General features: G+C 39.0%; 13 protein-coding genes and 1 pseudogene. 8 read left to right on the top strand and 6 right to left on the bottom strand.

Features of this window, described 5'->3' with window-relative positions; genetic code table 11:
• Positions 1–396: 396 nt before the first annotated feature.
• Complete coding sequence (locus tag DSM106972_RS55230) at positions 397–531, bottom strand: hypothetical protein (protein WP_267901233.1); 135 nt, start codon at positions 529–531, stop codon at positions 397–399.
• A 235-nt stretch (positions 532–766) separates the two neighbouring features.
• On the opposite strand from DSM106972_RS55230, the gene DSM106972_RS46540 reads away from it, so the two are divergent.
• From DSM106972_RS46540 to DSM106972_RS46555, 4 genes are all read left to right on the top strand, one after another.
• Complete coding sequence (locus tag DSM106972_RS46540) at positions 767–1510, top strand: Uma2 family endonuclease (RefSeq protein WP_127087079.1); 744 nt, start codon at positions 767–769, stop codon at positions 1508–1510.
• Positions 1511–1772: 262 nt separating this feature from the next.
• Positions 1773–1985, top strand: coding sequence for a PDDEXK nuclease domain-containing protein (locus DSM106972_RS54485; protein WP_233787755.1), 213 nt, complete (start codon positions 1773–1775; stop codon positions 1983–1985).
• A gap of 102 nt (positions 1986–2087) precedes the next feature.
• A complete protein-coding gene (locus DSM106972_RS46550) occupies positions 2088–2378 on the top strand; it encodes a nucleotidyltransferase family protein (protein WP_127087080.1) in 291 nt (96 codons plus the stop codon).
• Positions 2375–2716, top strand: coding sequence for a HepT-like ribonuclease domain-containing protein (locus DSM106972_RS46555; RefSeq protein WP_127087081.1), 342 nt, complete (start codon positions 2375–2377; stop codon positions 2714–2716). The genes DSM106972_RS46550 and DSM106972_RS46555 overlap by 4 nt, the downstream gene beginning before the upstream one ends.
• 175 nt (positions 2717–2891) lie before the next feature.
• Here the strand turns inward: DSM106972_RS46555 and DSM106972_RS46560 are convergent.
• The 3 genes and pseudogenes from DSM106972_RS46560 to DSM106972_RS46570 all read right to left on the bottom strand — a co-directional run.
• Positions 2892–3023: pseudogene (locus DSM106972_RS46560) on the bottom strand (GDP-mannose 4,6-dehydratase); the annotation flags it as partial.
• 59 nt (positions 3024–3082) lie between these two features.
• On the bottom strand, positions 3083–3283 hold the full coding sequence (locus DSM106972_RS46565) for a hypothetical protein (protein WP_127087082.1): 201 nt from the start codon (positions 3281–3283) through the stop codon (positions 3083–3085).
• A gap of 143 nt (positions 3284–3426) precedes the next feature.
• Positions 3427–3618, bottom strand: a complete 192-nt coding sequence (locus tag DSM106972_RS46570) for a hypothetical protein (RefSeq protein WP_127087083.1) — start codon at positions 3616–3618, stop codon at positions 3427–3429.
• A 579-nt stretch (positions 3619–4197) separates the two neighbouring features.
• Here DSM106972_RS46570 and DSM106972_RS46575 point away from each other — a divergent pair.
• The 3 genes from DSM106972_RS46575 to DSM106972_RS46585 all read left to right on the top strand — a co-directional run bounded on the left by DSM106972_RS46575 (position 4198) and on the right by DSM106972_RS46585 (position 10333).
• Positions 4198–6726 carry a mannose-1-phosphate guanyltransferase gene (locus tag DSM106972_RS46575; RefSeq protein ID WP_127087084.1) on the top strand — a complete coding sequence of 843 codons (2529 nt, stop codon included), beginning with the start codon at positions 4198–4200 and terminating at the stop codon, positions 6724–6726.
• A gap of 125 nt (positions 6727–6851) precedes the next feature.
• A complete protein-coding gene (gene sat, locus DSM106972_RS46580) occupies positions 6852–8030 on the top strand; it encodes a sulfate adenylyltransferase (RefSeq protein WP_127087085.1) in 1179 nt (392 codons plus the stop codon).
• Positions 8031–8179: 149 nt separating this feature from the next.
• Complete coding sequence (locus tag DSM106972_RS46585; RefSeq protein WP_127087091.1) at positions 8180–10333, top strand: caspase family protein; 2154 nt, start codon at positions 8180–8182, stop codon at positions 10331–10333.
• Positions 10334–10380: 47 nt separating this feature from the next.
• Here the strand turns inward: DSM106972_RS46585 and DSM106972_RS46590 are convergent, their stop codons facing one another.
• A complete protein-coding gene (locus DSM106972_RS46590) occupies positions 10381–11253 on the bottom strand; it encodes an S-methyl-5'-thioadenosine phosphorylase (protein ID WP_127087086.1) in 873 nt (290 codons plus the stop codon).
• Between the two features lie 492 nt (positions 11254–11745).
• Here DSM106972_RS46590 and DSM106972_RS46595 point away from each other — a divergent pair, with 492 nt between their 5' ends.
• Positions 11746–13692, top strand: coding sequence for a sensor domain-containing protein (locus DSM106972_RS46595; protein ID WP_233787754.1), 1947 nt, complete (start codon positions 11746–11748; stop codon positions 13690–13692).
• On the opposite strand, the gene DSM106972_RS46600 is transcribed toward DSM106972_RS46595, so the two are convergent.
• Positions 13664–14461, bottom strand: a complete 798-nt coding sequence (locus DSM106972_RS46600) for a pentapeptide repeat-containing protein (protein WP_127087087.1) — start codon at positions 14459–14461, stop codon at positions 13664–13666. The genes DSM106972_RS46595 and DSM106972_RS46600 overlap by 29 nt on opposite strands.
• Positions 14462–14510 lie beyond the last annotated feature (49 nt).

Raw genomic sequence — 14510 nt, forward strand, 5'->3', positions numbered from 1 at the left:
TTCAATTAGAGTAAGCCAAAAAATGAATGAGCCTGTGGTGTCATGCACCAGGTAGAAGCATCTTAAGGCACAACGTAAACATAGTTTTTCCGCAAAGTCGCACTTGGGCGAGATTCTTCACTGCGTTCAGAATGACATTGGCCATTCTTTTTCGTGGAGTTCTCTTAAAGGCGCCTATGCACGAATAACTGTAACTGAACGTTTGTTTTTTGTGGTTGTAATTTGTGTTGTTAACGTTCTTCAATCTTGGGCGCGTTTGTAAGTTGGCGCCCACGAAAATTTACTCAGGCAAAGCTAGTAAAACGTGAGATACGCACTCGTGTATACGTTGCTGATAGTGAATGATTGTATCATGATTATGGTGATATCATATAAAAATGCCTACTACAAAGAAACTTAAGGTTGTAATCGATACAAATGTTGTGGTTTTACTGTTTTGACGTGAAGAAATTCAACAAAATCTAAGACCTCATCTTGTCTTTCTTTGAGTAAGTCACGCCATTTAGCTAGTAGCTCTTGCTCTGAACTCATTTTTATACTTACTTTAATATGGATATATTATATATAAATTAGTTTGACTTTGATTAAAGCCCAATACCGTATTATTTATCAAGCCTGTAAGGAACGCTCTGTTTTACAACCAATATCCTGCGGCGCCGCAGGATTATCACTCTGAGGGCGCCTGCTTTACGTCGTCAAAAATCTATACAACCAAAAATTCCTCACATCCGCTAACCTAGAGTAAGTTGGTTTACAATTAAGTTCTATGTTTCAAACAGACCCTCCTCGCTCTGCAAAAGAAGTGCTACCGACAATGTACGATCTTCCTAGTGAATTGTTGGAGGAACCTGGCTTGCCTGACCAGTTTCATATTTGGCAACCCCGTCTGTTGGAAGATACCTTTATGCCCCCTGGCTATCCAAGAGATGAAACATTTGTTGGCAGTGACTTAAATTTATACTACGACCCTAACCATACTCTATGGTTCAAACGTCCTGACTGGTTTGCAGTTTTGGGAATCCCCCGTCTTTATCAACAAACCGAATTACGTCTAAGTTATGTGGTTTGGCAAGAAGGAGTAGCCCCAAACGTAGTAGTAGAATTACTTTCTCCTGGTACAGAAAAAGAAGATTTAGGAAAAACATTACGAGAGATTAATAAACCACCAACAAAATGGGAGGTATATGAAAAAATACTGCGCGTTCCCTACTATATAATATTTGACCGCTATAATGACCATTTACGAGTGTTTCAAAATACAGCAGGTCGTTACCAAGAATTAAGCATTACAAATTCTCGAATTTGGTTGCCGGAATTAGAGTTAGGCATAGGACTATGGCAAGGTACTTATGAAGGTGTACCAAGATTATGGTTGCGCTGGTATGATGCCAATTGTAATTGGATACTTAGCCCAAAAGAACAAGCAGAGCAACAACTGGCTACTGAGCGTGCCAAAACAGAACGTCTAGCTGCACGATTAAAAGAATTAGGCATAAATCCTGAAGAATAGACGAACAAGACACAGGTAATTTCTTGGGACTTTCAAATAAAAACATCTCCACTCATTTCTTGTGGGGTGGGCATCCTTGCCCGCCCCGATATTAGGACGGGCGAGGACGCCCATCCCACAAGATTAGTTAACTGACATCTTGCACCTCTACGTATTAATTCTTAATTTAAAATAAGGATGTTATTAATATTGCTCTTGTATGCAGTCCATTAAAATGGACTTTTGCCCCAACGCCTAGGGACTTTTAGTACGCACGGCGGGTATGAGCGTAGTTATAAATTCGCCAATTTATATTACATGCAAAAAAGACCCTTATAATTTTGATTTTCTTAGCTTAAGCAAAGAAGTACAAGAACGTGACCTCGAAAAAGCTCTAATTTCCCATATCCGTGATTTTTTACTCGAATTGGGCTTAGGTTTTGCTTTTGTTGCCCCTGGGGATGATTTTGCACTACCTGTACTGCTCTCAGCTTAACGTACAGATTCGTTTGAAAATCTTCCCGTTGCTATTGTGTATTTTTTATCAAAAGTATAAAATTAGAAGTAATGGTTCTATAAAAATTGCTTAAGTTCAGTTATGGGAATTGAAGAATTATTGTTACCATTACGAGAAGAAATACTACAAATAGCAGCTAAACACGGTGCATCAAATGTACGAGTGTTCGGTTCTGTAGCCAGAGGTGAAGCTTCTTCAAATAGTGATGTCGATTTTTTGGTAGAAATTGAACCAAAACGAAGTTTATTTGATTATATTGCCTTAATGCAGGATTTGTCAGAATTGTTAGGGCGAAAAGTTGATGTGGCTGAACCAGAAAACTTGGATGGTTTAATTAGAGAAAAAGTATTGAGGGAAGCTGTAATCTTATGAAAGACGAACGCTTGTATTTAAGTAATATAAAAGAATGTATCGAGCGAATAGAGGAATATACCAGCGGTGGAAGGGATGCATTTATGCAAACGACAATGATTCAAGATGCAGTAATTAGAAAATTAGAAATTATTGGTGAAGCAACGAAAAGATTATCTCCGGAACTGAAGGCTACATATTCTGATGTTCCTTGGAAACAAATGGCAGGTTTACGAGATGTATTAATTCATGATTATTTGAAGGTAAATCTCAACTTAGTCTGGGAAATTGTTGAGTCAAATTTATCTGAACTCAAAGAACAAGTGTCAGCTATTATCGAGGGTTCAAGTGAGAAATAATGAAGGTAAGTTTAATCGGGGGTAACGTTCGTGCAACCATTTATATTCTATAAAGCGCTTTTTTGGCGATAAATACGTAGAATGAAAAAATTATAGTAATAATAATCGCATTTTTGACCGTAAAGGCGCCTGCGAAACAATATTAAGGTAAGCAAATTATATATACCCGACATTAGTCATCTGTAGATACATGTAAAAATCGAAATTGCTGTTGTCGTTGTGGTGATAGCTTTTGCCAATAATCCTTACTAGCTTCTAATAGCTGAAATGTACCCAACACATTAGTTTGGACAAAATCCTGTGGACTCTAGATTTCGGAGTGCCACTTCCAAAGTCGATAAATCAGCAGGTAAATCAGACATGCAATTAACCAAATGGACGTTGAATCTGTTCGGGAGAGAGAATCACTTCATCTTCTGAATCAACGGTGATATCTTTGGAGGCGCCACTGCCAGGAATGGTTACACTTATAGCTGGATTCCTAACCATCTTCAGGACATAAAAATTTGATGGGAAGGTGAAAAATGCTGGCAACTGAGCGTGCCAAAACAGAACGTCTAGCTGCACGATTAAAAGAATTAGGCGTAAATCCTGAGTAATATATAATAATAAATACATTCAGTAACTAAAAAATAAGATTCCTGGGAACGCAGTGGAGCGCGTCAGGAATCTTATTTTTATATTAAGAATATAAATCTCTAACTTAATTTTCAACCCTTTAGGGCTTTTCTAAAATTGCGACGATAGGATTTATTTGTAATTAATAATACTGGCCATAGTAATGATAAGCTTAAACGGTTTGGTAATGACCTTTGAAAGTTTGTTCTTTCAAACCCATTCCAGAATTTCCAAATACCGCTGACGTAAACAACTACAAATACAACACCAATTAAAGTAGACATTCCTATTTACTCCAAACACAAGTGGTAATAATGTTAGCTAAGTATTTCTAGAGGATGTTTTAAAAGTGTCTTTAATTGTCATGGTGAATGTAATGAAGCATCTTAGTATATAAGGAAACCTTAGATTCTTCGCTGCGCTCAGAATGACAAGTGACAGAATGACAAGTGATTTTACACTTCGGTAGTTTTTCTTATCACGAACATAGTTTATACATATTTATACATATTAGTGTAGTCTAATCTGGGTGCGAACAGCCAGTATCTTGATTATATGGGCTAACTACAACTCGACAGGCACCCATTCCAGATACATCCAGATACATTATGTGATATATTTTAAAACTGCATAAAATCTAAAGTGCTAAAAATTGTTAAGCTTTCATATTCGTGCCTTCTTGATTTTCTCTTCAAAAACAAGCTAGTGTTTCGATTAGCGGGAGATCAATCCTTCGACCAGATGCTTCTCTTGAAAGTTCCTAAAACATGAACTTTCGTAGGAAACTATAGACAGCAGGCAAAACTTAACTATTAACCTCGTCTATAAACAGCACTTGTCGAAAAGATAACTAAGGAGGATTTATGCGTGCAGTATTAATGGCAGGGGGTTCAGGGACACGGCTTCGTCCTCTTACTTGCGACCTGCCTAAGCCAATGGTGCCGATACTAAATCGCCCCATTGCCGAACACATCATCAATCTTCTTAAACGGCATAATATTAACGAAGTCATTGCGACTTTGCATTACCTTCCCGATGCATTACGCGATTATTTCCAAGACGGCGCCGATTTTGGCGTACAAATGACTTATGCCGTCGAAGAAGACCAGCCTTTAGGTACAGCAGGCTGCGTTAAAAATATTGCCGAGCTTCTTGATGAAACTTTTTTAGTAATTAGTGGCGATAGCATAACAGATTTTGACTTAACTGGGGCAATTGAATTCCACAAGCAGCAAAAGTCAAAGGCTACTTTGATATTAACGCGCGTTCCAAACCCAATCGAATTTGGTGTTGTAATTACCGACTCATACGGCCGCATCAACCGATTTTTAGAAAAACCTTCGACGAGCGAAATTTTTTCCGATACTGTTAACACTGGTACATATATTCTAGAACCTGAAGTTTTAGATTATTTACCAGAGAATACCGAATCTGATTTTTCTTCATTTTTATTTCCTTTACTTCTAGCAAAGGGTGAACCAATGTATGGCTACATTGCCAAAGGGTATTGGTGCGATGTCGGGCACTTAGATGCTTATCGTGAGTCACAATATGATGCTCTCGAACGTAAAGTCAAGTTAGATGTTGCCTATAACGAAGTATCACCTGGGTTATGGGTCGGTCAAAATACTTACATTGACCAATCTGCTAAAATTGAGCCTCCTGTAGTTATTGGTGATAATTGCCGAATTGGCGCCCGTGTTCAAATCGAGGCTGGTTCTGTAGTTGGTGATAATGTCACAATCGGTGCCGATGCTAGTCTCAAACGTCCAATTGTCTGGAATGGTGCAATACTTGGTGATGAAGCTCACTTAAGTGCTTGCGTAATAGCACGAGGAACACGGGTAGACCGTCGCGCCCATGTACTCGAAGGGGCAGTGGTAGGTTCGCTATCGACAGTTGGAGAAGAAGCACAAATCAGCCCGTTTGTTAGAGTTTGGCCTAGTAAAAAAATTGAATCTGGCGCCACTTTAAATCTCAATTTAATTTGGGGTAACACTGCACAGCGCAATTTATTCGGACAGCGTGGAGTTCAAGGGTTAGCAAATATTGATATAACTCCCGAATTTGCCGTCAAGTTAGGCGCCGCATACGGTTCTACACTCAAACCTGGTTCAAAAGTCACAGTATCGCGTGACCAACGTAACATTTCACGCATGGTAACACGGTCATTAATTGCAGGCTTAATGTCGGTAGGTATTGACATTCAAAACCTTGATGCAACCGCTATTCCCATCACACGCACTGTTATTCCTACAATGGGTGTAGCTGGTGGTATTCATGTGCGCGTACACCCCGACCGTGCGGACTACATCCTAATTGAATTTATGGATGATAAAGGTATCAATCTTTCTAAGCCCAAAGAAAAGAAAATCGAAGGGGCATTTTTTAAGGAAGATATGCGACGCGCCCTAATTCACGAAGTTGGGGATGTGGCATACCCTAGCCAGGTTGCTGACATTTACTGCATGGCTTTTGAAAAATTTCTACATATTGACACAATTCGTAATAGTCGCGCCAAAGTTGTAATTGACTATGTTTACGCAGTCTCTGGTGCAGTACTACCCCAAATGCTCGACCAATTTGGTGCCGATGCAGTAGTACTCAATGCGAGTTTGAATAAAAGCGCAATGTCAGCAACTAACCGCGAAGGATTATTAACGCAGTTAGGACACGTCGTCGAAGCTTTAAAAGCCAACTTTGGTATTCAAGTATCAGCAAACGGTGAACAGCTAATTTTAGTTGATGAGTCTGGAATGCCTATCCGTGGTGAAATATTAACCGCGTTAATGGTTGATATGGTGTTAACCTCACATCCACGCGGCGCCGTTGTTGTTCCTGTTCATGCTTCGAGTGCCGTTGAACAAATAGCTCGGCGCCATGATGGTAAAGTTATCCGCACCAAAGCTAACCCAACCGCGTTAATGGAAGCATGTAACAAAAATCCAAATGTTATGCTCGGTGGCAGTGGCGATACAGGCTTTATTTTCCCTGAACTACATCCTGGTTTTGACGCCATGTTCTGTATTGCCAAAATCATTGAAATGCTGACAATTCAAGAACGTTCGTTAGCATCAGTACGTTCGGAATTACCCCGTGTTATCCACAAAACTTATACGGTTCGCTGTCCTTGGACTGTTAAAGGCGCCTTGATGCGGTATTTAGTAGAAACTCACCCAGCACAAAACCTAGAACTTATTGACGGTGTAAAAATCTGTCAGCCTTACGATGATAGCTGGATATTGGTACTACCTGATGCGTCAGAACCTCTAGTACATCTTTATATCAATAGCAATGACCGCGACTGGGTAGATAGTACTCTTAGAGATTATCGCGCTCGCGTACAAATGTTCATTGAGAGAGAAGAAGAAGCAGTAGTAGCTGAAGTTTAGAGCCGAAGGGGGAAGAGAAAATACATTTCCCCTTTTCTTAATCTTTTTCTCTCTTAGTCAGGCAAAATGATAAGTTAATAAATAGTTTGACATTCATAGCATTACACAGGAAAGAAGGAATTAAGTTGAGCTACCAGAAACAAGCCATTGCCCCCCACGGTGGAGAGTTGGTTAACCGCATCGCCACTCCTGCACAGAAAGAAGAATTTCTTTCAAAGGCTAATTATTTACCACGAGTCCAACTCGACGAGCGTGCGGTGTCTGACTTGGAAATGATAGCCATTGGCGGTTTTAGTCCGCTAACAGGATTTTTAAACCAAGCAGACTATAACAGTGTTGTTGAGAACATGCGCCTTGAATCGGGCGCCGCTTGGTCAATTCCAGTTACATTATCAGTATCAGAAGAAGTTGCTGCACCCCTAACCGAGGGCAGCTATATCCGTTTAGATAACCGCGAAGGTAAGTATATTGGTGTATTGCTACTAACCGAAAAATATACTTATAACAAAGAACGCGAAGCTATTAAAGTCTACCGTACTGATGATGAAAAGCACCCAGGTGTAAAAGTTCTGTACAGCCAAGACCCAGTACATTTAGCTGGTGATGTATGGCTTTTAGAACGGAATGCTCACCCATTATTTCCAAAATATCAAATAGACCCAGCAGCATCACGCCAAATGTTCTTAGAAAAAGGTTGGCGAACTATTGTTGGTTTTCAAACTCGTAACCCTATCCATCGCGCACACGAATATATTCAAAAGTGTGCAATGGAAACTGTAGATGGCTTGTTTCTGCATCCTCTAGTGGGAGCAACGAAAGAAGATGATATCCCCGCTGACGTGCGGATGCGTTGCTACGAAATTTTGCTCGAAAATCACTACCCCAAAGACAGAGTGATTTTAGCAATTAACCCAGCAGCAATGCGCTACGCAGGCCCTAGAGAAGCAATATTCCATGCTTTAATTCGTAAAAACTATGGTTGTACCCACTTTATCGTTGGACGCGACCATGCAGGAGTTGGTGACTATTATGGTACCTACGATGCACAGTATATTTTTGACGAGTTCAAACCTGGAGAACTTGGCATTACCCCAATGATGTTTGAACATGCTTTTTATTGTTTGCGTACAAAGCAAATGGCGACAACCAAAACAAGTCCCAGCACTCAAGAAGAACGAGTTCACCTGTCAGGTACAAAAGTAAGAGAAATGTTACGTCGTGGAGAATTGCCACCACCAGAGTTTTCGCGTCCAGAAGTTGCTGCGGAGCTAGCTAGAGCAATGCAAGTCCCGGTGAATGCTTAAAGGGTAAAGGGGAAAGGTCTTTTTTACCCTTACCCCTTTCCGACATACAGTATTTATTTTTAAAAAACAGTATTTGAGTCAGCTTTACAATCAGGATTTTAGCCCTTTAATCTGTTATCTGATATAAAATGGGGCTGAGGTATCGAATGATGAAACGGCGAACTTTTTTGCAGCGTATTGGCGGCATTCTCGCAGTATTGGGAATAACTGAAGCTGAGTGGCTGAGTTTGGGAAATGATTACTATCAAGCTTTGGCTCAAACAAGTTCGCGTAAGTTGGCTTTGCTTGTAGGCATTAATAACTACTCTCAGTTTCCCACTTTGAATGGCTGCTTGACAGATGTCGAATTACAAAAGCAACTCTTAATTCATCGCTTTGGTTTTCAACTGTCTGATATTTTATGTTTAACTGATGAGCAAGCTAGTAAGAGTTTAATTCAGAAAGCTTTTAATGATTTGAACAGTCAAGTTCAACCTGGTGATGTAGTTTATTTTCACTTCAGTGGTTACTCTACTTATGTAAAGTCACAAAAAGCACTGATATTATTTGACGATAGTCTTGAAAAGAAAGGTGAAACTAATTATTTATTAGAAGAAACACTGCAACTAATTTTACACGCACTCAAAACAGAAAATGTAATTGCTGTACTTGATACTGGTTATAATATTAATCACAGCAAAAATTGTGGTTTAAAAGTTCGCGCGGTTCAAATACCTGATAATATTAATATCGCTAACGATGAATTAGAGTATCAAAAACAACTTAAAAGTCAAGCAATTACCACACCTCCTGCTTTAATATTATCTGCAACCTCAAACTCTAATCAGTCAGCTAGAGAGCTACAAATGTCAGGGTTTACTACTGGTTTATTTACTTATGCTTTGACGCAATACCTTTGGGAAAATAGCTTAACAACTACAGTGCAGTTCGGTTTGCAAAAAGTTAATTCAACCGTACAGCAACTAGGCAGCAATCAACAGTCAACTTTAATAAACAGTAAAAAAATTCAGCAGTTAGGGACATTTGCCAGTAATTTCGGTATAGGCGCCGATATTAATATTCAATCAGTACGTTCAGGTGGTGCCGAAGGTGCTATTACTAGTGTAGAAGAAGATGGTAAAGCGGTACAGCTTTGGTTGGGAGGTGTACCAGCGCATGTACTAGAATATATAGGCGCCAACTCTAGGTTTGTTGTTATCTCAAATTCAGCTTCATCACCTAATTTGGTATTGCGTGTACGCTCTGGGTTAACGGCAAAAGCTTCACTTCGTACTGACTCTAGTACAGAAACTCCAATTAGTTTACAGGTTGGACAATTAATTCAAGAAGTTGTGCGCGTTATTCCAAAAAACATCCACCTTAATATAGGACTAGATAAATTAGAACGTATCGAACGTGTTGACGCAACTAGTGCTTTTGCAACACTCAATCATATTTCGAGTACAGTCGCAGAACAACCCGCAGATTATATATTTGGTAAATTGCTAGATAAACCTCAAGAAACTGGTGCAATGGTATCATCTAGTCGTTATGGTTTATTTAGCCTTAGTGGAGAATTAATTGCCAACACCGTAGGTGAAGTTGGAGAAGCAGTAAAAGTTGCAGCGCAAAGACTGGCACCAAAATTACAAACTTTACTTGCTGCAAAATTATGGCGCATCACTGAAAACGAAGCTTCATCGCTGCTAAATGTCAAAGTTACACTCGAAGTAGTAGCTTCTCACGCAGGCGCCAGTTCGCAACCAATAATGATTAGGGAAACTTTTAGAGGTCGAGCGTTTAGCACTAAAGTGCTTACGACGATAGAATTAAACAAACTTTCTATAGGGAATCGTATTCAATATAAAATTGAAAATAAATCGAATCAAACTCTTTATTTAATGCTGCTAGGGTTAGATAGTAGTAAAAATGCCTTTGGATTATACGCTTGGCAAAACAAGAGTGAAGATGCACCATCTAATCCATCACTGCAAAATATCACTATTGAACCTGGCGCCACTACTACCGTTCCCCAAACCAACCCAGGCTTTGAGTGGATTATACAAGGACTTAGCGACTCGTGGGAAGTTCAGCTTATTCTTAGCACGGCGCCTTTGACTCAAACCCTTGCTGCACTATCTGTAACAAAAGTGGCAAGAGTAGAGCAACAGCGAATTGTGCCTGTATCGAATCCTAGCGAAGTTGCAGTTGCGCTTTTGCAAGATTTACATGATGCATATAAAGACAAAAAAGATACAAGTGATGCTTACGTATGGAATGTTAATAATTGGGCAAGTTTTAGTTTTGTTTTTCAAGCCCAATAATCGTAAGGTTTAAGCAATGTTTAAGCACTGAAGTGCTTACAGCTCTTTCACACGTATTTCTTTAAAATCACTTCTAGCTTTTGCTTTGTTGCATCTGGTACTTTATCTAACGAAGTTAAAATTGCATATTTCAATGCTGAATGCGCTTCACTTATAGGCGCCTCCTCACTTAGGCGCCGTACTGCTTCAGTAATAACTTTTTGTGCGTTGACGGCGTTGCGCTGTAAATTTGCTACCACCATCTCTACTGTTACGCTGTCGTGGTCTGGATGCCAACAATCGTAGTCTGTTACTAATGCCATTGTCGCATACGCAATTTCTGCTTCACGCGCTAGTTTTGCTTCTTGTAAATTCGTCATTCCTATTACCGTGGCGCCCCAACTACGATAAAGATTAGATTCTGCTTTTGTTGAAAATGCTGGCCCTTCCATGCAAACATAAGTACCACCACTATGCAAAGTTACATCAGCTAAGTTTGAGGCAGTAATCGAATCACTAACAATTTTAGCTAGATGTTGACAAACAGGGTCACCGAATGTAATGTGTGCAACAATACCCTCACCGAAAAATGTAGATACTCGATTTCTTGTTCTGTCTATAAACTGGTCTGGAACCACCATATCTAATGGTTTTACTTCTTCTTTCAATGAACCTACCGCACTCGCTGAGATTATATAGTCAACACCAAGCTTTTTCATCGCGTAGATGTTGGCACGAAATGGTAACTCTGTTGGCAATAATGTGTGGTTCCGACCGTGACGTGCAAGAAATGTAACTTGTGTACCGTCAAGCTTTCCTAAAATCAATGCGTCTGATGGTAAACCGAATGGTGTATCAATTTGCACCTCTTCAACTTCTTTTAATGCGTCCATTTTGTATAGACCGCTACCACCTATTATGCCAATTTTAGTTTCTGCCATTGTTTTTACTCACTTAACCAAAAATATTAGCTTGCTGTTTGCCAAGTATTGTACCCCGCAGTACCTCCATCACACCTAATATTATTTCTACTTATTCTTCATCGAATTTTTATAAGAACTACTATTAGTTAAAAATTCATCATTCCTTGGCAATTGATACCACCTCTTTCAAGCGCGTCCAATTATCCGAAACACTAGTGTTCATACAGTGTAAGCATGATTCCCTAGATGGTGCCTCAAAACGTTAAGTAGTTTCAACCTATACATGTGTATAAGTTTTTGTTAGTCTCATGTTAGTGTTAATAAAAAAGGTGTTTCGCTTGCTTGACTCTCTTATCTCGGTTTCTATTCTCATTCTCCTTAATTGGTTTAACCAAAATTATTGTGGGAAGGCGCCATGATTAGGGAGTGTGAAGTATTAAAGAACCAAGAAATGATTTAAATAACGCCAAAAATATCAAAACCTAATGTTTTACTATAGTAGCGGCTACCATGATGTGCTTAATGGTTGGTTTACTTGCTCACTTAAAAGCAAAAATAGTCTCGCTCTTGTTTCCATTATTGCTGTTACCAAGGTCAAAAAGCTTGCAACCACAAGGTATAGCTTTTGCAAGTCTTGCCAATAACGACAAAGAATCAGAAACTCACGAGACTTTTTCACCTTTAAAAACGTTGCCTATTGACTCTGTATGTGATAATCGTTTTAATCAGATACAGATAGAGTTAGAGAAATCACGTTCGTTACATCAAGCAACTTTGGAGTCAACGGCGGATGGTATCTTGGTTGTAGATAATGAGGGGCAAATCACAGGATTCAATCAGAAGTTTGTGCAAATGTGGGGAATTTCTGAAGCTCTCCTTACTTCTGGTTCAGATCGAGAAGCTCTGAAAGCTGCACTTAGTCAGTTAGAAGACCCAAAAGATTATGTTGCGACAATCCGAAAATTGTGTGCGCTTCCTTCTTCACAAGTTTATGACGCGATTACCTTCAAAGACGGTAGAATTTTTGAGCGGTATTCACAACCTCAGTATGTAGGTGGCAAGATTGTCGGTAGAGTATGGAGTTTCCGTGATATCACTGCACAAAAAACTGCGGAAGCAAAAATTCGTCACCAATCTTTACACGATTTATTAACTGATTTACCGAATCGCGTATTATTTAATGAGTTATTGGTCTTGGCTTTGAAACAAGCTAGTGAGAATGAAGAAAAGCTTGCTGTATGTTTTTTAGATTTAGACCGTTTTAAAACGATTAACGATACATTAGGTCATGCAGTTGGTGACCATTTACTCAAGAGTGTCACTCAACGTTTAACGCAGTGTTTACGAGAAGGAGATATTATTGCTCGTTGGGGTGGTGACGAGTTTACTATACTTTTGCCTAAAATTCGTGATGTCAAAGATGCTATAAATATACAAGAGCGGATATTAGCAGCTTTAAACCCTACATTTGATATACAAGGTCATCAACTACACGTTAGTGCCAGTATTGGAACTGCGCTTTATCCTTTACACGGTGATGATGCAGAAACTTTAATTAAACATGCTGATGCTGCATTAAATCGTGCAAAATCTCAGGGTAGAAATAAATATCAGTTTTACAATTCTGGTATTACTACGCAAACTACAGAGCTATTTATATTAGAGAATAGTTTATATTATGCGTTAGAGAAGGAAGAATTTTCTGTTTATTATCAACCGCAAGTAAATATTACTACTGGTAAAATTACTAAAATGGAAGCTTTGCTACGTTGGGAGCATAGTGGGTTAGGAGCTATTTCTCCAACCAAGTTTATTCCATTAGCTGAGGAAACAGGACAAATTATACCAATTGGCGAATGGGTGCTTCGGACTGCTTGTATTCAAACTAAGTATTGGCAGAAAGCTTTGGCAATACCATCGCTTTCGGTAGCAGTAAATTTGTCTGCGCGTCAATTTCAGCAACCAAATTTGGTAGATATGGTACAGCAAATACTTATAGAAACCGAATTGGCGCCGGAGTGTTTAGAATTAGAGATAACTGAAGGTATTGCCATGCAAAATATGAATTTAACGAAAGACATATTAAATGATTTGCATCGCATGGGTGTGTCTATATCTATAGATGATTTTGGGACTGGGTATTGTTCGCTAGCGTATCTTAAAAATTTTCCAATACATACTCTAAAAATAGACAAGTCTTTTGTGCGTGATTTAGCGACAAACACGCATGATGCTGCAATTACCACTGCTATAATTGCTTTAGCACATGGTTTAAATATGAATGTAGTTGCTGAAGGAGTTGAAACTGAAGAACAGCGAAGACTATTACAAATTCTTGATTGCAAATTCATGCAGGGATTTTTATTTAGTAGTGCTATTTCCGCTGAAGATGCAACTAAATTACTACGTAAGTATAAACGCCGAAAAGTTAATAATCAACCTTTTTTAGTTGCTTAGTTATTTGATTTATAAATTCTTCATCATAGTCTGCATCTTCCCAGTTAAGCGCGGATTGAATTTGGTGAATAGATAAATTAATAGCGAGTTTCAAATTTGCATTTTTCAGGTTTGTATTAACTAAATTTGCTCCTTTAAAATTAACTCCTTTTAGATTTGCATTACTTAAGTTAGCTTTTTCAAGGTTCGAGAAAGTTAAATTAGCTCCACTTAGATTTGTGCGTCTTAGGTCAGCGCTGTTCAAGTTTGCTGTGCTGAGATTTGCGCGCGATAATAAAGCGTGACCGAGGTGAGCATTTTGGAGATTAGCTTTATAAAAATTTGCTTTGTAAAAATATACTCCTATTGCTTCTGCTTCATATAAGTTGGCTTCACTTAAATCTGCTGAAATACAGTTAGCTGAAATTAAATCGGCATTTATTAGATTTGCGCGTTTTAAATTCGCATCACTTAAATCCGCATCTCTAAGATTAGCATTTTGTAAGTTTGTCGCTATTAAGTTTGTATTTAACATTAAACTATTTCTCAGATTTGAGTTGCTTAAGTCGGCGCCAATCAGGTTTGCATAGCTTAAGTTGGAGTTTTTTAGCTTGGCGCCATTTAGGTTCGCTAGACTTAAGTTAGCATGGCTTAGGTTGGTATCTATTAATTTTGCTTGATGTAAGTCTGTGCTGCTTAAGTCTGGTTCTATATCAGGATTTTGTTGTCTCCATTTTACCCAGGTTAATGCACCTGCTCTTAGTAAAGTCAGATGCTCGAAATTTGCCATAGTTTAATAATCCTTGCTGTTTGCGGGGGTGGGGGTTGGGGTTGGGGTT

Origin of the sequence: Dulcicalothrix desertica PCC 7102, from assembly GCF_003991905.1 — a bacterium.
Lineage (GTDB): Bacteria > Cyanobacteriota > Cyanobacteriia > Cyanobacteriales > Nostocaceae > Dulcicalothrix > Dulcicalothrix desertica.

Bases quoted from the DNA above. Each gene is read 5' to 3' on its own strand.
- DSM106972_RS46555 (WP_127087081.1), top strand. From the start codon at position 2,375: ATGAAAGACGAACGCTTGTATTTAAGTAATATAAAAGAATGTATCGAG.
- DSM106972_RS46590 (WP_127087086.1), bottom strand. From the start codon at position 11,253: ATGGCAGAAACTAAAATTGGCATAATAGGTGGTAGCGGTCTATACAAA.
- DSM106972_RS46585 (WP_127087091.1), top strand. From the start codon at position 8,180: ATGAAACGGCGAACTTTTTTGCAGCGTATTGGCGGCATTCTCGCAGTA.
- DSM106972_RS46600 (WP_127087087.1), bottom strand. From the start codon at position 14,461: ATGGCAAATTTCGAGCATCTGACTTTACTAAGAGCAGGTGCATTAACC.
- DSM106972_RS46575 (WP_127087084.1), top strand. From the start codon at position 4,198: ATGCGTGCAGTATTAATGGCAGGGGGTTCAGGGACACGGCTTCGTCCT.
- DSM106972_RS46595 (WP_233787754.1), top strand. From the start codon at position 11,746: ATGATGTGCTTAATGGTTGGTTTACTTGCTCACTTAAAAGCAAAAATA.
- DSM106972_RS46540 (WP_127087079.1), top strand. From the start codon at position 767: ATGTTTCAAACAGACCCTCCTCGCTCTGCAAAAGAAGTGCTACCGACA.
- DSM106972_RS46550 (WP_127087080.1), top strand. From the start codon at position 2,088: ATGGGAATTGAAGAATTATTGTTACCATTACGAGAAGAAATACTACAA.
- DSM106972_RS46570 (WP_127087083.1), bottom strand. From the start codon at position 3,618: ATGTCTACTTTAATTGGTGTTGTATTTGTAGTTGTTTACGTCAGCGGT.
- DSM106972_RS55230 (WP_267901233.1), bottom strand. From the start codon at position 531: ATGAGTTCAGAGCAAGAGCTACTAGCTAAATGGCGTGACTTACTCAAA.
- DSM106972_RS54485 (WP_233787755.1), top strand. From the start codon at position 1,773: ATGAGCGTAGTTATAAATTCGCCAATTTATATTACATGCAAAAAAGAC.